The 18,472-nt window shown below is 32.0% G+C and carries 15 protein-coding genes and 5 tRNA genes; 1 reads left to right on the top strand and 19 read right to left on the bottom strand.

What is annotated here, in order from left to right:
• Nucleotide 1 precedes the first annotated feature (1 nt).
• Nucleotides 2-1,330: an SWIM zinc finger family protein gene (locus B4N66_RS09730; protein WP_291094313.1), complete on the top strand. Its 1,329-nt coding sequence runs from the start codon at nt 2-4 to the stop codon at nt 1,328-1,330.
• Between the two features lie 2 nt (nt 1,331-1,332).
• On the opposite strand, the gene B4N66_RS09725 is transcribed toward B4N66_RS09730, so the two are convergent.
• From B4N66_RS09725 to B4N66_RS09635, 19 genes are all read right to left on the bottom strand, one after another.
• Nucleotides 1,333-2,349 (bottom strand): tetratricopeptide repeat protein, encoded by a 1,017-nt coding sequence (locus B4N66_RS09725; RefSeq protein ID WP_291094311.1) that lies wholly within the window; start codon nt 2,347-2,349, stop codon nt 1,333-1,335.
• On the bottom strand, nt 2,342-3,532 hold the full coding sequence (locus B4N66_RS09720; protein ID WP_291094309.1) for a hypothetical protein: 1,191 nt from the start codon (nt 3,530-3,532) through the stop codon (nt 2,342-2,344). The genes B4N66_RS09725 and B4N66_RS09720 overlap by 8 nt, the downstream gene beginning before the upstream one ends.
• Nucleotides 3,522-6,053, bottom strand: a complete 2,532-nt coding sequence (locus B4N66_RS09715) for a ribosomal protein L7/L12 (RefSeq protein WP_291094307.1) — start codon at nt 6,051-6,053, stop codon at nt 3,522-3,524. The genes B4N66_RS09720 and B4N66_RS09715 overlap by 11 nt, the downstream gene beginning before the upstream one ends.
• Nucleotides 6,053-6,760 carry a hypothetical protein gene (locus B4N66_RS09710; RefSeq protein WP_291094305.1) on the bottom strand — a complete coding sequence of 236 codons (708 nt, stop codon included), beginning with the start codon at nt 6,758-6,760 and terminating at the stop codon, nt 6,053-6,055. Before B4N66_RS09710 ends, B4N66_RS09715 begins: the two co-directional genes overlap by 1 nt.
• A complete protein-coding gene (locus B4N66_RS09705) occupies nt 6,760-7,893 on the bottom strand; it encodes an AAA family ATPase (protein WP_291094303.1) in 1,134 nt (377 codons plus the stop codon). Before B4N66_RS09705 ends, B4N66_RS09710 begins: the two co-directional genes overlap by 1 nt.
• Before the next feature lie 6 nt (nt 7,894-7,899).
• A complete protein-coding gene (locus tag B4N66_RS09700; RefSeq protein ID WP_291094301.1) occupies nt 7,900-8,556 on the bottom strand; it encodes a hypothetical protein in 657 nt (218 codons plus the stop codon).
• Nucleotides 8,557-8,559: 3 nt separating this feature from the next.
• Nucleotides 8,560-9,063 carry an endonuclease V gene (locus tag B4N66_RS09695; RefSeq protein ID WP_291094298.1) on the bottom strand — a complete coding sequence of 168 codons (504 nt, stop codon included), beginning with the start codon at nt 9,061-9,063 and terminating at the stop codon, nt 8,560-8,562.
• A 128-nt stretch (nt 9,064-9,191) separates the two neighbouring features.
• Complete coding sequence (locus B4N66_RS09690) at nt 9,192-9,740, bottom strand: 3'-5' exonuclease (protein ID WP_291094296.1); 549 nt, start codon at nt 9,738-9,740, stop codon at nt 9,192-9,194.
• Nucleotides 9,741-9,988: 248 nt separating this feature from the next.
• On the bottom strand, nt 9,989-11,086 hold the full coding sequence (locus B4N66_RS09685; RefSeq protein ID WP_291094294.1) for a slipin family protein: 1,098 nt from the start codon (nt 11,084-11,086) through the stop codon (nt 9,989-9,991).
• 341 nt (nt 11,087-11,427) lie between these two features.
• Nucleotides 11,428-11,478 (bottom strand) — tRNA-OTHER (locus tag B4N66_RS09680).
• Between the two features lie 239 nt (nt 11,479-11,717).
• Nucleotides 11,718-12,038 (bottom strand): hypothetical protein, encoded by a 321-nt coding sequence (locus tag B4N66_RS09675; RefSeq protein WP_291094292.1) that lies wholly within the window; start codon nt 12,036-12,038, stop codon nt 11,718-11,720.
• 31 nt (nt 12,039-12,069) lie between these two features.
• Nucleotides 12,070-12,141: transfer RNA gene (locus B4N66_RS09670), tRNA-Pro, on the bottom strand.
• 55 nt (nt 12,142-12,196) lie between these two features.
• Nucleotides 12,197-12,270: transfer RNA gene (locus B4N66_RS09665), tRNA-Arg, on the bottom strand.
• Nucleotides 12,271-12,273: 3 nt separating this feature from the next.
• Nucleotides 12,274-12,361: transfer RNA gene (locus B4N66_RS09660), tRNA-Ser, on the bottom strand.
• Nucleotides 12,362-12,468: 107 nt separating this feature from the next.
• Nucleotides 12,469-12,540 (bottom strand) — tRNA-Asn (locus B4N66_RS09655).
• Nucleotides 12,541-13,325: 785 nt separating this feature from the next.
• Nucleotides 13,326-13,679 (bottom strand): bleomycin resistance protein, encoded by a 354-nt coding sequence (locus tag B4N66_RS09650; protein WP_291094291.1) that lies wholly within the window; start codon nt 13,677-13,679, stop codon nt 13,326-13,328.
• Between the two features lie 17 nt (nt 13,680-13,696).
• Nucleotides 13,697-15,646, bottom strand: a complete 1,950-nt coding sequence (locus B4N66_RS09645) for a transglutaminase-like domain-containing protein (protein ID WP_291094289.1) — start codon at nt 15,644-15,646, stop codon at nt 13,697-13,699.
• A 144-nt stretch (nt 15,647-15,790) separates the two neighbouring features.
• Nucleotides 15,791-17,440 (bottom strand): tetratricopeptide repeat protein, encoded by a 1,650-nt coding sequence (locus B4N66_RS09640; protein WP_291094287.1) that lies wholly within the window; start codon nt 17,438-17,440, stop codon nt 15,791-15,793.
• 200 nt (nt 17,441-17,640) lie between these two features.
• Nucleotides 17,641-18,435, bottom strand: coding sequence for a hypothetical protein (locus B4N66_RS09635; RefSeq protein WP_291094285.1), 795 nt, complete (start codon nt 18,433-18,435; stop codon nt 17,641-17,643).
• Nucleotides 18,436-18,472: the final 37 nt, after the last annotated feature.

The following is an 18,472-nucleotide window of genomic DNA, read 5'->3' as shown; positions in this document are numbered from 1 at the left end:
TATGAATGATTTACAATATAAATATCAAAGTATTTCTACTCTCAATAAAACCAAAGGAATTAATAATTTGGTAATGGCTCATCAATCAGAAATTGAAGAAGTAAATACAATTCCATGCTTTTTTTGGGGTAGTTTAACAGAACCCTATATTACTGCCAAATGTTGGAGCACCATTGCAAAAGTGGTTCGATCCAGTTTTGGTCCGATTCCGCCAAGTCTTCGCGATCCAATTGTGTCTGCCGGTGCAGAACGACTTCGGTTTGAAGGTTTCTCATCCTGCAATGGCGTTTATGTTCGCTTAGACATGAAACCGGAAGCAATTGATGGAGAATTCATTGCATCAGGAACGACCAATGTTGATTTTAATGAACCTATGCTGAATGCTTTAAATGCAATACAAAAAAATGAAAAGGTAACGCTTGCTGTAGGTCAACACGACGTTCAAGTGATAACCACCAAAACGAAAGTAGTAGAAAAAAAAGTTACACTTCCAACCCGCTGGATAAAAGGATTAACGAGTGTTCAACTCTATTTAGCTGATATGGAATTGAAATTTGAATTGTCTAAAATACAAACCATTCAACTTTTTCAAAACCTTCCTAAAGGAAATGTAAAAGGAGAATTCTATATTACTAAAAGAGCCGATAAATTTATGTTTTCAACTTTATCAACGATAGATAGTACCAGAATTGGCGGAATTCATAGACTTCGACTATTGGAAGGAATTCTACCGATTGTTGAGAAAATTATGATTTATGAATCTATGGATAAGGAAACTTGTGCAGTGGTTGCAGAATTTGGAAAAATGCAATTACTTATGGCCTTTTCTCCTGATGCTTACCGTGGTTTTTCAGGAGAAGGAAAAGCATTGGAAAACATGTCTGAAAATTTACCCGTCGAGTGGATTTATGGTTTAAATAGTCTATTAAAATCAAATGAATCTTTTGACCCTACCCTACTTTCATTAGAAAATGATATCGATTTTAAAACAATGGAGAATTTGACAGCCAGTCTATCGTCAATGGGATTATTGGGATATGATATTACACAAAGAAATCACTTTTATAGACGATTACCATTTAAAACAGAAAGAATTCTTAGTCTTAATCCTCGTTTAAAAAATGCAAAAAAATTAATTGATAATGAAGACATCCAAATAGTAACAAAACGACACAATTACATCGAAGCTAATGTAAAAGGAACTGGTGTAACACATCGGGTCATTCTGGATGGTAACAATCAACATTGCACCTGCGATTGGTTTACAACCTATCAGGGAAAAAGAGGGATTTGTAAACACATTTTGGGTGTAAAAATGATGGGGGAATAACTTTATTGTCTTTTTTTGTTCAACTTAAATTTTAAAATATCCTTAGTTATGGATACATTATCTTGATTAAAAAAAGCTAATTCTGAACATATTTCAGGCTTCTGGTCAATCAATTTTGCAATAATTTCATAACTTATGGCTTTTACTTTTTGTTGTAATGTTTCATCTTTTTTATATTGAAGCTTGATGATTTGTAAAAACGACTCCAAATTTCTTTCTGTGGTTTTACTTTCATAAACAGATTGAATTTCGGTTAGCAATGTTTCAGGTTTAACAATATTATCAAAGTAATGTTTTAAACAATTTTGAGCATCGGCATTTTCATCCCAGCCATTCATTAGCATTTCCTGAGTTTTACTAAAGGATTCAATTTTAAATTGGTAAATTAGTGAGGCTTTTATATATTGTTTTAAACTTATATGAGATTCAATTGCCTTTTCAAAGTAAATTAAAGCATCTTTACGATTATTCATAAGCAAATAAACATCGCCTGTTTTTTCATGTAGTTCTAGTTTCTTATATAACTTTAAAGCTTCAGAATACGATTTTCCTTTTTCAAAACATTCAGCCGCTCGTTCTTCATTTTTTAAATAGTTAAGATTTATTGCTGCGGCCTCTAAATAGTAACCACCATCATAAAGTGTACTAGCAGCTGTGTAAGGATCTTTTAATAGTTTTAAATATATATAGGCTGCTTTTTGATAATTTCCTTCTTGAATATTTTTTGCAGCTAAATCTCTGTATTTCTGAGCTATTTTATCAAAAACACTTTCCCTTAAATAAACAGAAGAATCATATCCATCTCCATTCCCCGAAGTGAAATCATTGAAATTACCCGTAAAACCTCTTAGCAACACTAAAATAATTAACCCAAAAAATAATGTTCCAAAAAAAGAATTCATAAATTGAATACTTGTAACATCTCCAATGCTCAACAAAATATATACTATCTTAATTAAAAGTAATAGTAACACTACTGCAAACACTTTATCTTCAAAAGATTGATACTTTTTATTCATCTCCAAAAATGTCTTTATCTGCATGAAACAATCGATACATAAGAATGCCTATAATTACTAAAGTACCTAAAACATACCATTTAGTAAATCCATACAAACTATAAATTGGCATTAAAAGATAAAAAAGCACTACAAATAGAATCACTACCATAGCAACTCTAGAAAATGGTTTAGCAGTACCTGAAATACTAAAAGTCGAGTTTAAAAATAGTTTAATAAACAAACCAACTAGGGTACAACAAAAAACAACGAGTATAACAACATTCCAAAAATTGGATGAAACAGTTGGTGACGAGCCAATTTCACGTGAGGAAGCACCATCAACAAGCGAAAACAAAAAGTAGAGCAGAATTCCTGTAAAAAATAAACTCCAAAAAATCTTCAGAAATCCTTTGAAATAAGAACTTATACCCGATCCTGATGTTTTCTTTACGCCAAAAAAGCCCATGAAACTTTGCATAAAACCACCTCCAAAATTAAATTCGCCCATTAAACTTCCTCTGCCAGTTCCTAAAGTATCAAGTGGTAAAGCATATTTCATGGCCAATTCAGGATTTTTTTCCATAAATGCCATAAATTTTTCCATTTCACGCTCATTTCCTGCCATTAATTTCTTTAAATTGAATGGTAATTTCGCCAATTTCTCTTCCTCTGTTAAGGGCTTTTCAATTTCCATTAATAGTTTATTAGCATCCATTTCCAGACGGAAAGACTGAATATTTTTAGGAATAAACACACCAGAATGAGGTTGTTCAATTGCAATGGTAATTGATCGATATGGTTGTAAAATCATTCGCCAATCAATCGGGTCGTTTAGTTCTACTAATCCTAATTCCGGATGCAAAAAATGAAGGCATCGATTAAAAACTGTCTCAATTTCTTCAGCTGAAAGCAATGGTGAAATAGTTGAAAATGCAGGTATAAAAAGACGATTTTCAACTAATTGAACACAAACATGCTGATTAAATTGTTTGATAGATTGTAAATCAGATGAAGAAATCACAACCAAACAACCATAAATTTCGTTTGCTTTTATTCCTGGAATTGGATAGCATTGTGCTACTGATAAATTCAATTGAAATTCATCCATCGCTTTTAACCATGTCAAAGGAGAAGAACCTTTAATAAGTATTCCCCGAAGCGGATGAACGTTTTTATGACTTGGTTTTAGCTTAAGAAACATATTCCTTAATATGATTTACAAACGGTTTAAAATATTTTTGATGAAACTCATCAACAGAAATAATTGTGAGTGTACTATTTTCGGGTAAAAAATACTCATTACCGGCAAATTCTGAATCCGTACTCATTGCGGATGGTTTGTTAACAATAAACGGAATGTATATTTTCGGAATTGTTGAACTACTTTCTAATTCTAAAATTCCATTGTTATTTTTAATGGTACTACCATCTTCTGAAAAGAAATAAATTATCTCAATGTAACAAATTGCTCCTATTTTTTCGAGTTCATACTTTAAACTTTCTGCTTCATGATGCATAATATCTTCCTGAATAACCGGCAGATCTTTATCTAAAATAGATTGGCTTTCATGAAACGAATAATTTAAACGTGTCATTAACAATCGAATAACAGAAATTCGATCCGGACCAACCCGTTTTAGAATCAAATTTGATTTACTTTCAAATCTATCAAATGAATCACCGTTGAGATTTTGAGCATTTATGAACGAAGTATTGAAAAAAATATAATTATTAATTTCTAACAAACCTGTTCTCAAATTGAGTTGACAAGTATTGATTCTGCGAAGAACATTATACCGGTTATAATTCTGTTTATAGGAATTTATAAAGTCATATAAAGTACTTACATACGTGTCTTGCCCATGTGAAATAATTTTTTTAAAAGTATTATTTTTAAATTCTAAATGTTCATCGATCTCCCAATAATCTTCAGAATTAGTAAGATAAATGGTATTTTGAGTTGAAAAAAAATTTAATCCAACAAAGGAAATTGCCTTACTAAATGGTTTAGATAAAATTTCTTTACTATCTAAATTACAAGAATATAGCATGCCATCTTCTTTTTCTAAAATTATTAAAAGAAGTTCTCCTTTAGTATTTTCTTTCAACATGAATTTTTTACTTCGAAAAGGTATTCCTTGTGTAACCATTCGGAATCCTTTTTCAAATCCATCAACAAACGTGAGCAGATTGCCATTTAAAAAAATATAAAATTCATTTTTATACAAAGCTATCGCGTGATAATCGCGTTCCAAGGGATAATAAATCGGCACCTCTTCATTCAAATTTTGACTAAATGCTATTTTGCCGTTTACTTTATTTTTAACCCAAAGATCCAAAAGATTTAATTTAATTTTTTGAACGTGTTTTCGAGCCTTGTTTTTAATTTTATGAAAGTCAATTACTCCATTGCTCTCTGTAGTAATAAGAAAATTAATGCGATCATAATTTTCATTAATAACTCTCAAAAAATCAATCGAGTTCAAGGTGTCTGGTGTGGTTAAAATCATTATTTCAAGAGCAGAAGCATTGCTATATTGTTCATCGAAATAAGCTTGTAAACCTTTTGAACAATCCAACTTTCCATTGAGCTGATTTAAACCCTCAATGACTTGAGATACTTTTTCAAAATCAACTTTTTTATACGTATCACCCAAAGCAAAGGCTTCACAAGCAATATCTGTTTTAGGGTGCTTTGCGATAGCAATTGCGGTGGCAAACGAAATTATTTTAGGGTTTCCCCAATTTCTTAGTGAGCAATCGATTAATAAGATTCTAGTTTTTCTCGTGTCTTGCGGTGGAATTTCTCTAAGAATATACAACGCCTCGTTGTTTGCGATTCTTGACATAAACACATCCTCATCATTTGCAAATTCCGACAATAATAATCGATCAAAATCACCTTTGTTTGTTAAATCTGAAACTCCTCCCATGGGTTGATGACTTGGCACATTGTGGTGCAACGGAATGTTTAAACCGGACCAAATTTGTTTAATCAAACGACCAACTTGAAACGTTTTTGGATTTTCAATTAAATCTTCAACAAACTCTATAGGTTTTTTGGGTGGTTGTTTTAATTCTAATAAGTCTTCTTCAAATTGTGCCGAAATTTCTTCTTCCGGTAAACCCGTTAAAGCCTTTAAAAGTGAAGATGCTAAGGGAAATTGATGTTTGAGTAACGCGATAGTTCTAAAATCTTTGACAAAGTTTGCCTGATTAAACGAAATTGGATTTAAATCAGTGTAAAAATCAAATGCATTTTTTTCAAAATCAGTCAAAATTGCCTTTGCTTTTTCTCTTGTTAAACGGTTATGACAATCATGAAAAATAGTTTTAAAAAGTAATATCCGTTTATCACCGGTTTTATATTCTGAAGGAAGTTCAGCCAATAACTTTAAAAAATCTAATGTTCGAGTAACATTACTCAAATTGGCATTGGGAAACGAATTAACTATTTTTGTCGATCTAGTGAATTCTTCTATCAAAGCAATTGAAGTATGACTATCCGGATTAGTCGCTGCTATAGCTAAAAGCAACGAACCTAATGGCGGAATTGATTCGTCTGAAAGCAATTGTAAAACTTCGATAACATAATTACTGTATGCAATAGTTGTTCCGTTTGGTATTTCAAAAATATATTGCGTCTCACCAAAATCATCTTGATAATGATTCAGTATCCAGAAATAGTCGCTGTACGTTTGAAAATACCTAATATAATCCATTAAAATACTTGTTTGATTGAGAGCCTAAACGAACTTAAAGACAATTGTTTAAAATCATTTTTTGGAATTACAATGCAACTGTTGTCATTTTGGACCAAAATCCAGTTTTCCTTTCCTCTATTCAGTAAATCTGCAACTATTCCAGAAGTCAGAGGCAATTCAAATTCATAACCGGTTGGCAATAAAAAATTATTTAATCGCCAATACGTGATACCTTTAAAAGGCAATAATGGCGTTCCTAAGAACAAAGCTCTTTTTTCTAATACAGCCCATTGTAACGATTTTAACCTAATTTCAGGTAATGCTACGATACTCTTTTCAACATTTTCCAACTTACTGAGCAAAGCAAAAGAAGTTCTAATATTATCGCTAGGAACCAATTTAATTATTACTTTTTCCTGAATTCCGAAGAAGTTCAAATTATATTTTGGCAATTGAATTGGTAAAGCTCTAGCAATAGGTGACCACAATAAAGCGGAAGGCATTTTTTTTGAAGGTAACAAGCTTCCTTTCAAAAAAAGAAATTGCTCCTTCAATTCATACAATTTTATACCCGGAATTTGACGAAGTAAACCCGAATGAATTTGTTCCTCTGTAAAATCTTTTATGAGAATCATTTCATCACTAATGGCAGCTTTCAGGTTGTCCCAATGTCTAATGCCGGCGAGAAGTTCTGAATCCGCTCGTTGAATTTCCAAATAATACATTAGGCAATTGTTTTAAGAATAGTTTGCCAAAATTTTTCAATTTCATCCTGAATATACTTCTTTTGTTCTTGATTTTTAATCCAATCACAGCGAGTTTGCACATACCGAAGTTTGTCTTTAATCACGTTTTGCTCTTCAAAAGACAAGGTTGAATCGTTCCACTTATCAGATAGATATTTCACTTCTTTCATTACCTCTTCAGCCTGTGGAATTTTATTGTACATAGCTTGCGGATGAGATTGTTCATGTGTATCTTTTTCAATAACATGGTTTACAATGCCTTCCAATACTTCAATTTGTTCTTCATTATCCCAAATATATTTTAACACCCATAAATCGGAAACGGTAGCTTTGTTTCTACCACATATAAAAGCACTTGCTGCAATAAGGTTCTGAATTTTAACCGCTCTTCGGTCAGAAACGCTAATTCCAGTTGTGCGAAGTGAATGAACTAAATCTACATACTCTTTTCTGATAGAAGATAAATCGACTTGACGACAAGCTAACTGCAAGGCTCTAATTTCAGTTGAACTGATTGTAGGAACTTTTTCGTTGGAATTATTTTCTAATTTCCATCCGGCTAAAAGTACTTCGTTTAATAAATCAGGATCTACATAATCACATTTTACACGAACTAAAAAGCGGTCTAACAAAGCATTTAATGCTTCGTCTTCGGGCAAAATATTACTAGCTCCAACAAACATCAAGACGGGAAGTTTTTTAGTTTCTTTTCCTCTACGGAATATTTTTTCGTTCAATGCTAACAGCAAACTATTTAAAATAGCCGAGTTTGCGTTGAAAATTTCATCCAAGAAAACCATTGATGCTTCAGGCATCATTCCCTCCGTATTGGTAACTAATTCTCCTTCTTTCAGTTTTCGAATATCAAAAGGACCAAAAATCTCATTCGGTTCTGTAAAACGAGTAAGTAGGTATTCAAAATTCTTACCATCCTCTACTCCATTCGATAAACTTCTAACAATGGCACTCTTTGCAGTTCCCGGAGGACCGAGCAAAAAGGCATTTTCACGGGCTAATAAACAAATTCCTAACAAATCAATAATTTCATTTTTTCCAATAAAAGTTGACTTAACGTGGGCTAAAAGAGCGTTTAATTTTTCAGTTGAATGCATAGTGGTTTATAAATCACGATTGTTAATAAGTTCAAAATCTGTCCAAAAAACCTTTTGGTAATCACCAAAATTGGCCATTAACCGTTGTTTTATATATGGTATTTCGACAAAAGGTAATGCTTTTTTTTCTGTTATACGGTTCAAATACAATTGTTCCAAACAATTATTTTGTTTCAAAATGTCGAAGTTGAGTTGCTGATAATCGGTTTTCAAATCATAACCAATTGATGAATAATGAAAAGTGGTTAAAAAATCTTCCAAAATAGGGATCACAACATCTTCTGGATCAATACGACTGAACTCATTGAGTAAAAATGGTAGAAAACGAAGACATAAATCGGCAGAAAGTACTGCAGATGGATTGATTGTAGCGTTATAATTGGGTAAAAAAATGTTAAAATCCTTAACCGTATCTTTTCGATTAATCAAAAACTGAGTAGCAAAATAGATTGTTTTGGCAGCCCACAAAGCCGCTTTTGGTTCAAATTCTGGTGGTTGAAAAGGATAATTTAATTTCTCTTTTTCATATTCATCCACTAAAAATGAGGTCGTATCTTCTTCTTCAGCTTTTGAAACTGTTAGAATCGAATCATATAGTATTGCCTGCTCAATTGTTCGCAGTTGATAGATGGTTTCCGATAAAGGGAGCTTTTCATTAAGCATTAATTAAATTTCTTTTGTTTTTTGATCCATTAATTTCAAAAGATAGGGTAACCTAAATTCACCATGCATGGCTTTTATTTTTTCTGCTGCTATTTCTTTGCTTATTCCAATTGCAGAAACATAAAGTGGTTTACTACTTTCACCTCTTATAACAGGAATCACAGTTTCCGAATTGGCATGAAAAGTAGTTTTGGCAACACCAACCACAGGAATTTTTTGTTCTAGTGCTTCATATAAATGAGCACCCAATCCTTGTTTTAATTGATTATCAGTGAATACATAACCATCAACGATGATAGTAGAAACATTTTTTAAATCAATTTTTTTTAAAGCTTGCAACAAACAAGGTAATTCTCTTTTATAAAAAAATCCCGGTTCATAATCTGCTACTTCGAATGTGTTAACCTCTAAAATTTCAGTATAAATATCATCCAGCCAATCTTCAAACAGAACCAAAACTGTTTTAGCATAAGCTTTTTTATAGTGAACATCGACCGCAACAATCATTTCAAAATCATTTAATCACAAATATAAAAAAAGTAAGATATGATTTATCCTTATTATTTTATGAAAGAGAAAAAGGATAGTCATTTCTTAATAAATTATAAAAAAATAAGCCACTCAAAAAAAGTAGCTTATTGTTGCTCCAAACACCAATACAAAATCTTCGCAATATTCCTAGCATCATCTACACCACGGTGATGTGTACCCTCTAATGGAAGGTTTAATAATTCTAAAGCTCCGTTCATGCCTACTTTCTTTTGCATACCTCGTACTTCACTGAACAATTCTTTCACATTGATGTGATGGCTGCCTAGCGGATAATGCACATTTCGAAATTTGCATTGTTTTTTAAGCATATTCAAATCATACTGACCATAGCTCGCCCACGTATATTGATCGGGTTGATAGTCTTGTTCAAGTATCTCGATAGCTTCTTCAAAACTTACACCTTCCCTATCCAATAGTTCTTGTGTGATGGTAGTTAATTCCGTGCAAAACGGACTCACTACCGAACGTTCGGGTTGAATTAATATGCCTTTGTTTTTGGAAATCAGACCGGTTTTTGTATCTAATTCACAAATACCGATTTCTATGATTTCATTCACTTGTCCTTTCGGAATTTCGCCGTTCCAGCAAGTGGCTTCTAAATCGATTACGATTATTTTTTCTGTTGTTTTCATTTTGTTTTATGAGGCTCAAAGCCTTCGTGTTTTTTTTAATTATTATTTTGTGAATTCAGTGATGAATTCAATTCTGAATTTTTAATACAAAACTCTATTTTGCTTTTAATTACAACTCATTGCAAAAGCAAAAATTTTGATAACCAATATAGCTATTTTCAAAAAATCCAAAAAATCTGTGTTATCATTATTATCTTCCATTTCTTCAAGGTTTAATGAAACCCTGAAAAAATGCTTCAGGGTTTCGGTTATTTTACAAAAATGTCTTTTAATTGTCCAATGATGTTTCCGCTTCCGGATACGGTGATCTCACCAATTTTATCGGCAATTTTCTCTACGTATTCCATCTCTTTCAATTTCCACAACATTTCATTATCCTCCATTAATTTGGCGGTGTTTAACAAGCTTCTCATGGCAGCTGTTTCTTCTCTTCGCATGATGCTGTTGGCTTGGGCTTTCTTTTCGGCCACCAACACTTGGTTCATGATTTCTTTCATATCACCCGGCAAGATAATATCTCTAATTCCGGCATCTGAAATAGTTAATCCCAAGGCGTCGCTTTTCATGGCAGTTTGCTCTAAAATATCTTGAGCAATCGTATCTTTTCTGCTCAACAATTCATCTAAAGTAAAACTTCCTACAAAAGCTCGTAACGCTAACTGCATCAATACATACAATTGTTTTTCAAACTCTTTGTTTTCCACCAACGCTTTGGTAATATTGACCACTTGATATCGCACAAAAAAGTTAATTCTCAACGCTGCTTTATCTTTAGTCAACAATTCTTGACCGGAAATTTCCATTTGTTGCAATCTGATATCGGCGGTTTTTACTTCCACTGAAATAGCATTATTCCAGAAGTAATACGTTCCTGCTTCTAACACTTTTACAAATGTTCCGTTAACAAACAACAAACCTTTTTCATAGTTCATCACTTGAAATATTTTGATATAAGCTCTCAACTTACTGTTTTCCAAAAGTGCTTGATTCACAGCTTCTGTGATTTCAACTTTAGACAAATCCACTTTAATGAAACTGTTTTCTTTATAACCTTTCCAGAATGCGTATCTTCCGGTGGTCAAGACTTCGCTAAAAATACCGTTTACAAAGTACAAGGCAATTTCAGCATCGGCTACTTCAACAATTTCTAACAAAGAAGCTAAGGTTTCATTTTGCAATAAAATGGCTAATTCAATTGGTGCTACGAAAGATTGTTTCATTTCATACACCATAATTTCTCTTTTGCCCAAAATCCAGAATTCGCCTTCTTGCAACACTCTTTCTAATTTTCTGTTTCTAAATACCAATCCTACTTGATAGGCATTAATTGTAATTTTTCTAATCATTTTATTTCGTTTTTTGTTTGTTTATTTATAAAAAACCATTGATCTATGTCCTCAAAAAAAGGACGGAATAAAGGAAGTTTACGTAAGTATTTGATTGGTTTCTATCTTATTTTCTAAAAGAAATCACTTCTTTCAGGCAAAGCAAAAAGCAAAAAAACAGTTGCGAAAACGTCGTCTTCATTCAGGTCTTTTTTGGAGTGTGATTGGCTTACGAATAAACCCATCACCAACAAAGACCAACAGTTTTACTTTTCATTCTTTTTTGTGAGTGAATGAAACTCGGTGAACAGTTTTCAAGACTGCTGGGTGACATCCTCTGTCAAACACAATTAAATGTTGTGTGTAGGATTCGAACCTACGTAACCAAAACTAATGCTCTAACCAACTGAGCTATCTCGTTTTCATGACGAGAATGGGAGTCGAACCCACGACCGTTAGTGGCGATGATTTTTTGGTAAACCACCCAAACCTCCAACTCAAGTTGCACAGTACAACATCATTCGCCAAGGCGAAACGAATACTGCAATGGTGCTATACAGAAACACGCAACAGGACTTGGTTAGTATTTTAAATTCAAAAATCTTAAATCGATAATCATCCACAAAGATTTCAAAATGACTACGCAAATAAATCATTCTAATCCGAGGCGAACTTGATGGGCTTTATCCCTTTGCTCAATGGCTCCAAAAGGACTTCCTTTGAAATAACCAATATTGACAAATCCGTTTTCTTCGGTAATCAATGATTCTTTTTTAGTTATCGCACCGGTATATTTTGAACCATAATTTCCTGTAATTTGTTTTGTAGCCGGATCTACGTCGCCCCATTTAGGTGTTTTACCGTTATAAATTGGTTCTACAAAATAGATAATTCCGGTAATTCTTGATTTCATCAAAAACCTTCCTGTTTCGTCTGTGTTGGTTAAAAACCTTTTTAGTATTTCTGTTCTCATAACATATCAATTTAAATTAAACTTCATTTTGTCTGGGAAGCAGGATTTGAACCTGCGACCTCCCGCGTCCAAGGCGGGTAAACAACCTCCGTTATCTTCCCAGTTTATTGCAATTCATATCGTAATCTTTAAACTATGAACCGTTGTTTTATAAAAAGTAGTCCTAATAGGATTCGAACCTATAACCTGCTGCTTCGAAGGCAGTTGCTCTATCCGGTTGAGCTATAAGACTGTGCGGAGAGCAAAGGAATCGAACCTTCACCACACGAATGTGAATCTGATTAGCATTCAGACGCAACGAACCAATAGTTGACCTACTCTCCTATTTTGCGGCTTATACGAGAATCGAACTCGTGATGCCCGAGAGACAGTCGGGCATCCCGATAATTATCGGGACCAATAAGCCGGTTCCTTTCTACAGAACTATTTGCGATTTTGACAGGACTTGAACCTGTAACCTTTTGATTAACAATCAACCGCTCTACCATTGAGCTACAAAATCTTAACTTTTAATCATAAAAAAAGCACCTCGTTACAGGTGCTTCGTATCATCACAATGGAATACTATTATTCCAACTGCCTGCTCTTTTGCACCTGATTATTTTTTAATCTGAACTCAATACTCGGATTATGATCATTTGTACTATTTATTTTATTTGAATAACGCATTTTTTATTTTTTATAAAAATTATTTATTTTCTTATTATTGATAAACGGATTAATTTTCTAATTGACAAATTATCGAATTGCCTCATCGAAAATTCCTCCGCAAAGATAAAGTCAAAAAAAACTAACCTCCAAATAAAATTTTAATTTATTTTATTGATTATCAATTGATTACGATTTATTTAAGACAATAAAAATCCTGTCCGTAAAGCTACAGATTCGTTGAAATCGTCAAATGACTGTCTCTCATTTGGTTACTTTTCAAAGCTATAATTCAATCATTTGGTTAGTTGTAAAACATTTTTTTAAATTATTTTTTATTTTTTTCATTTACAATCGGTTTAAAACAAAAAAACGCCCTTTTTGCAAAGGACGTTTTGGTATATTAATGCTATTTTTAGCCGAAAATCAATTCATATTTTCTTTAAAAACCATACCAACGTCCATAAATTTACTCGGATTTAGCCCGAATAAACGATCACTTTCTATCGAAAGGATGCAATTTTTATGTTGGTTTGTGTTTTTCATGATTGGGCAAATGTATGGAAAAAAGTTAAAATAAAACAAATGGTCAATTTAGAGTAACTTAAATTTTTGTAATTGACAGATAACCGACAACTTTCATCCTTCCCCGAACGTCAACAAATTCCCATCCGGATCCAATAGCGAAAATTCTCTTTGTCCCCAAGGCTTTGTTTCCAAAAAACCATTTGGATGAATTCTGACTTTGTTATCCAATAAGGTTTGATAAAAATCGTCGATTCGATTGACACGAATATAAACTTGACCGTAATTTTGTTCCGGATCGAGATTTGAAAATAGAAAGAAATGCAGTTGAATGGCATCCCTTTCCATCATTAAATAATCGGGGTAATCCGTAGTTCCAAACACTCTAAAACCTAATTTATTTTGGTAATAGTTTTGGGTTATAGATTTATTCCGCATAGGTAATTTAGGGTGAACACTAATCAACATCTTCTTTTTATTTTGAATTATTTAAACCCTAACACTTGTTCCTCTGTCGTTAAAACATCTTCAACATACTTTTTAAAAGTAGGATAATCTTCTTTTGAAATATCATCCCAAGGAGTTGAAACATTTCGTGTAATTTTTAATGAACTCGGCGTAACTAACTCGAAACTTAGTGAATATTGATGGTTTTTAAAGTTAAAGGTACTACTTTCCGGAATATCAGTAAATTTCTTTCCTTCAGGTAAATTAATGATAATTGAATTTAAATAAGTATTACTATCTTCATAAGTAACGTAATTTATATCATAATTTCTGGTCTCCTGAGCTATTATGCTTCTTGTATATACATTGAAAATAAACGGAATATCAATAATTTTTAAACTACCCACATTCTTTAATTTTTCAGAAACTGTAAATTGAGTTTCAAATTCAATAAAATCATCGGTAGTTTCATCTTTTATAAGTTTTGCCGATTTTAAAGAAACAGTCTTCTTTAATCGTTCATTATAATTCTCTTCGAGATCTTTTTTTCGTACATCTTCAGTAGTAGATTCGGAGAATAATTCACTGTAGTATGATTTAATAGAACCGTTCATTTTATTATTCAAAACATAACTTACTTCTTTATCATTTACCGTCAAAACTGTGTTGGTTTCAACAATGTTCTTGGTTACATTATCAAAAGGTATTTTAATAATTGTTGACTTTTCATTCTCTTTTTTATCAAAGGAAATTACCAAAGCATTGGCATGATAAAGAGATATTGGCAATGATTTGAAAGGAAGGTATTTACTTGTAAGTTCTAAAAAATATTCTTTTCCGTCTAGGTTAGTTTTTATAATACAATGATTGAAATCTTTTGATGGCATTGCCATTTCATGATCGCTATTGTCGTTTGTGGAAACCAATACTAAATTAGATTTTAATCCCGCTAATTCAGAAAAAGCAATAAAAAGAGTTGATACATCTTTACAATCTCCCAATTGGGTTATAATGGTTTTAGATGGTTTTTGAGGCACATAGCCACTTTGTCTGAAATCTAATGAACTGTACTTTATGTTTTTAACGATATAAGTATAAATTATTTGAGCTATTTGTTCTTCGCTCATGCCGTTTATTCCTTTTGGAAAAAGTTTATCAAATGTACTTCTGGTAACTTTATCTGGTGTTAACGTCTTTTTTACCAAATCTGAATACCAATTTGAAATCTCTTTCCAAGACTTAATTGAACTAACCTGAATAGTGTTTGTTAAATCTCCATACGGTTTAGAAAACGATTCTAATAGAGGAATGGCTGCAATATTCGCCTTTCGCCAAGTTGTATAAACCTTGTTATTAGCTTTTTTTATAGTAGGTTTAATTTCACCATTAAAAAGTTTGTATTGGTATTGAATATTTTCAGGATTAATAATAACAAATACTGATTCTGCTGAAGGATATACGCTATTAAAATAACAATCTAAATTAAAGTCCTTATAAAATCTTCCTGTCGAATTATTGTAGCCATCATATTCAATATAAACTACGTCACCTACTTTAAGATTAGAAAAAACCAATACACCATTACCTTTTTCAGCAGGGACAATAGAACCGTCATTCTTTACAATTTCCGATTTCTGAAGATTTATTCCATACGTATTTAGACTATATTCTTTTAATTCATTGATTCCATTTTCTGAAGTAATTTCATAAATTAAAACCACTTTAGACTTCATACCGCCCTCAGGAAATATATTTACAATATATTCGTCTAACAACGTAGCTACGCCGTAGTCACTTTTTAAATTAGAATTCCTTCGTTCTTTGATTAATTTATATTTATCTTTTACGTCTATTTCTTCTATTTCATCCTTAACTTTTTTAATATCATACAATTGCTTGCGAAGTGAACCGTTTTCAGAATTGTGTTCTAAGGATTTGCGTATATATTTTTCGGCTTCTTTTTCATTATTCATATAATGATTAACCATGCCTTTTTTCTCCAAAAGAGTGTACGAATACGGAAATAAATCTAACGAATAATCTATTTCAACAAGTGCTTCGGCATACTTCTTTTCCTCAATTAAAAAGTTAATATAATCATATATAATTCCGGTTGAATGAGGAAAATTTGTTTATCTTTCCAATAACAAACGTTTTACATCTTCTTTTCTATTGGCAGCATAATAATAGTCAATTAATTTTGCAACAGCCAAATAGTTATCGCGTTTGCTAACCAATTCCTCCAACATGTCGATGGTTTTTTGTTTATCATTTTCTAAAGTATCATAAAATACTGAAAATTTAACGATATAACTCTCTCGGTATTCCGACATATTAATGATCGTATCGATATTTTTAATCATATCATCAAACTTGGAATTTCGTGCATTAATTAAAAAATCATACAACTCATAAAAAAGAGGTGATATTAATTTTTTTGCTTTTTCACGATATTTTTCCAGCTCAGTTATGTTAGCAGATTTCAACCAATTGCTATCGGTAGCCTTTACTACTATATTATAATAATAATCAGAGTCATTTAACTCAATGTTTTTAATTATCTCATTTACTTTTGCACTATCATCTTTATGACTATAATATTTGGCTAATCGAGTCTTGATTAGTGAACTATTTGGATATTTCTCGTCAAGTTCATGAATAATATCTTCTGCAAAGTCTAACTTTTTGTTGTGCATATATGCGTCAAAAAGCATCAGTTTATATAAAACATGATTTGGTTGTTCCTTGATTTGTTGAGCTAAATAAACTTCATAATCCGGAGTCAATTCTTCCACAGCAAGTGTGGCTAGTGTGGATTTTTCATAGGGTTTATAAGTGTTATGAAAAACTAACGATTCAATGTTTTGTTGTTTTTCGTCTGTGATTGAAAGATAAAAATAACTGTTTGACTGAATTGACGATTTTACCAATATGCGATTCATACCTTTTGGTAACGTCATTTTCACTTGGTAGGCATTTAAATCAGACATATTGTTTAGCGTGTTGACATAAACCTCTACATCATTTACGAACAACTTGAGTGAACCACTCATGCCTAAATTAAATACTACAGTTTGTTCAGTCGGATTTTCGGCAAACAATTGCGAATACATAATTCCATTACCATATTCCGATTCATTAGAAAAAATTTGATATCCTTCATTCAATGGTATTTTTGGATTATACCAACCAAACATTCCATTACTGTTTCCGTCAAACAATTTGTCGTTTTTAGGATATATTTCAGGCTCATATTCTATGTCAATTCCGCTGTCATTCAGATTTTCAAAAACACCACATAACTGCCAATTCATCAAAGAATTCAATTTCTTAATACCTACCGAATATTCGTCGAATTTCTTTCGGTTACGGTCTGCTACAGCTTTGTAATAAATAATCATAGGATTCTGCTCATAATGCGGAACAGTTGCCATTCTATCAATTTTGGCATAGGAGTTATTATTGAATCCAACATCAGAAATGTCATCCAATAAAAATGGCTTTTTTATTAAAGAAGTTAAGTAATATTTACTTTCATCAAATTTTGAAAAATCGGTTACAAACTCCTCTTTAAAATCAATCTTTCCGTTTTCTTCATCTAGTATTTCACCTAACAAAAAAATCTCTAAATTATTCTTGCTTGTTTTTTTCAACTCTTTGTCATACAGTTTCTTGGCTTCAACTCTTTGGTTGCTTAATAATAAATCCCATACTTTTTTTTCAGTGGTTTGAGCAAAGAAAATTTGTGTAATGAACAAACACAGGAAACCGATCTTTTTCATAAATAAATTTTAAATTTTATGTTGAATATGATAGTAAGCAAACAAATGAAGTAATCAATACCTAAAAATAGTCAAACTTGATTAATGAACTTGTCCTTAGGCTCAAATATAAATAAAAATAAACGTGTTATTTTAGTAAAGTTTAGCATTCTAGCTGCCCTTAATACAATAAAATATTTAAAAGACCTTTTGCTAGCTAGTTAATTAATAACTTTAGAAAACTTTCCATTTAACGAATAATTACCCATTGACGTATTGCAAAAAATAATAGTCATAACAAATCCATCGTTTTCCACATAAATTTTAGTACCGGGTTGGGCAGTTGCTGCAGCAGGTCCACCCATACCAAAATTCATTATATTTAATCTAGCGTTACCTTTTGAGAGATTATTAAACAGATTAAAATCGCTGTCATTTGTAATGGTATATTCTCCCGTGAGAGGATAGTTTGCGTTAATTTCATTAAAGCTTACAAAAATTCTGGCCGTTGAAAAAGAACTTCCTGCTTCAAATTCTAAATTTCCACTTTCTGAATAATAAGGATCTTCATTTAATGAAACATTATTAACATTGAGTTGCCCTAGACCATAATCAACTCTGTTAAGTTGTGTAGGATTACAAGGAGTAGCAACACCTGTAGTGAACTCATAGGATTCACCGTAGCCTGCTCCCACTTCATTAAGTCCGTATGCTCTGTAGTAGTATGTTGTTGCAGGTTGTAAATTGGAATAGGCGACAAAGAACTCGCCTAAACGGTTTCCTAAAACCGCTTTCATATCGTTTGTTGTTGGATTTTCGGAAGTACTTAAAACTACACCGTATTCTGTAACATCTTTTCCACCTTCAGCAAGCACTATTCCACCCAAGTTAGCACTATTTGTCAAAACATTTTCAGGTTCATATGAAATGACCAATGGAACTTTATAATTGATATTTTCAATTTCACATCCAGATAATAAAGAAACAAATGCTACAATGGCAATAAACTTTTTCATTTTTAAAAAATTTTATCAAAAATATATAAATAGGATT

The organism is Flavobacterium sp. UBA2787 (assembly GCA_002352205.1).
GTDB lineage: Bacteria > Bacteroidota > Bacteroidia > Flavobacteriales > Flavobacteriaceae > Flavobacterium.
Note: the sequence above shows the minus strand (reverse complement) of the source record. Positions and strands in the feature narration are given on the sequence as shown.

What these genes read in the sequence shown, in the direction of transcription:
- B4N66_RS09730 (WP_291094313.1), top strand. Translation starts at nt 2, where the DNA reads ATGAATGATTTACAATATAAATATCAAAGTATTTCTACTCTCAATAAA.
- B4N66_RS09725 (WP_291094311.1), bottom strand. Translation starts at nt 2,349, where the DNA reads ATGAATAAAAAGTATCAATCTTTTGAAGATAAAGTGTTTGCAGTAGTG.
- B4N66_RS09720 (WP_291094309.1), bottom strand. Translation starts at nt 3,532, where the DNA reads ATGTTTCTTAAGCTAAAACCAAGTCATAAAAACGTTCATCCGCTTCGG.
- B4N66_RS09715 (WP_291094307.1), bottom strand. Translation starts at nt 6,053, where the DNA reads ATGGATTATATTAGGTATTTTCAAACGTACAGCGACTATTTCTGGATA.
- B4N66_RS09710 (WP_291094305.1), bottom strand. Translation starts at nt 6,760, where the DNA reads ATGTATTATTTGGAAATTCAACGAGCGGATTCAGAACTTCTCGCCGGC.
- B4N66_RS09705 (WP_291094303.1), bottom strand. Translation starts at nt 7,893, where the DNA reads ATGCATTCAACTGAAAAATTAAACGCTCTTTTAGCCCACGTTAAGTCA.
- B4N66_RS09700 (WP_291094301.1), bottom strand. Translation starts at nt 8,556, where the DNA reads ATGCTTAATGAAAAGCTCCCTTTATCGGAAACCATCTATCAACTGCGA.
- B4N66_RS09695 (WP_291094298.1), bottom strand. Translation starts at nt 9,063, where the DNA reads ATGATTGTTGCGGTCGATGTTCACTATAAAAAAGCTTATGCTAAAACA.
- B4N66_RS09690 (WP_291094296.1), bottom strand. Translation starts at nt 9,740, where the DNA reads ATGAAAACAACAGAAAAAATAATCGTAATCGATTTAGAAGCCACTTGC.
- B4N66_RS09685 (WP_291094294.1), bottom strand. Translation starts at nt 11,086, where the DNA reads ATGATTAGAAAAATTACAATTAATGCCTATCAAGTAGGATTGGTATTT.
- B4N66_RS09675 (WP_291094292.1), bottom strand. Translation starts at nt 12,038, where the DNA reads ATGAGAACAGAAATACTAAAAAGGTTTTTAACCAACACAGACGAAACA.
- B4N66_RS09650 (WP_291094291.1), bottom strand. Translation starts at nt 13,679, where the DNA reads ATGTTGATTAGTGTTCACCCTAAATTACCTATGCGGAATAAATCTATA.
- B4N66_RS09645 (WP_291094289.1), bottom strand. Translation starts at nt 15,646, where the DNA reads ATGGTTAATCATTATATGAATAATGAAAAAGAAGCCGAAAAATATATA.
- B4N66_RS09640 (WP_291094287.1), bottom strand. Translation starts at nt 17,440, where the DNA reads ATGAAAAAGATCGGTTTCCTGTGTTTGTTCATTACACAAATTTTCTTT.
- B4N66_RS09635 (WP_291094285.1), bottom strand. Translation starts at nt 18,435, where the DNA reads ATGAAAAAGTTTATTGCCATTGTAGCATTTGTTTCTTTATTATCTGGA.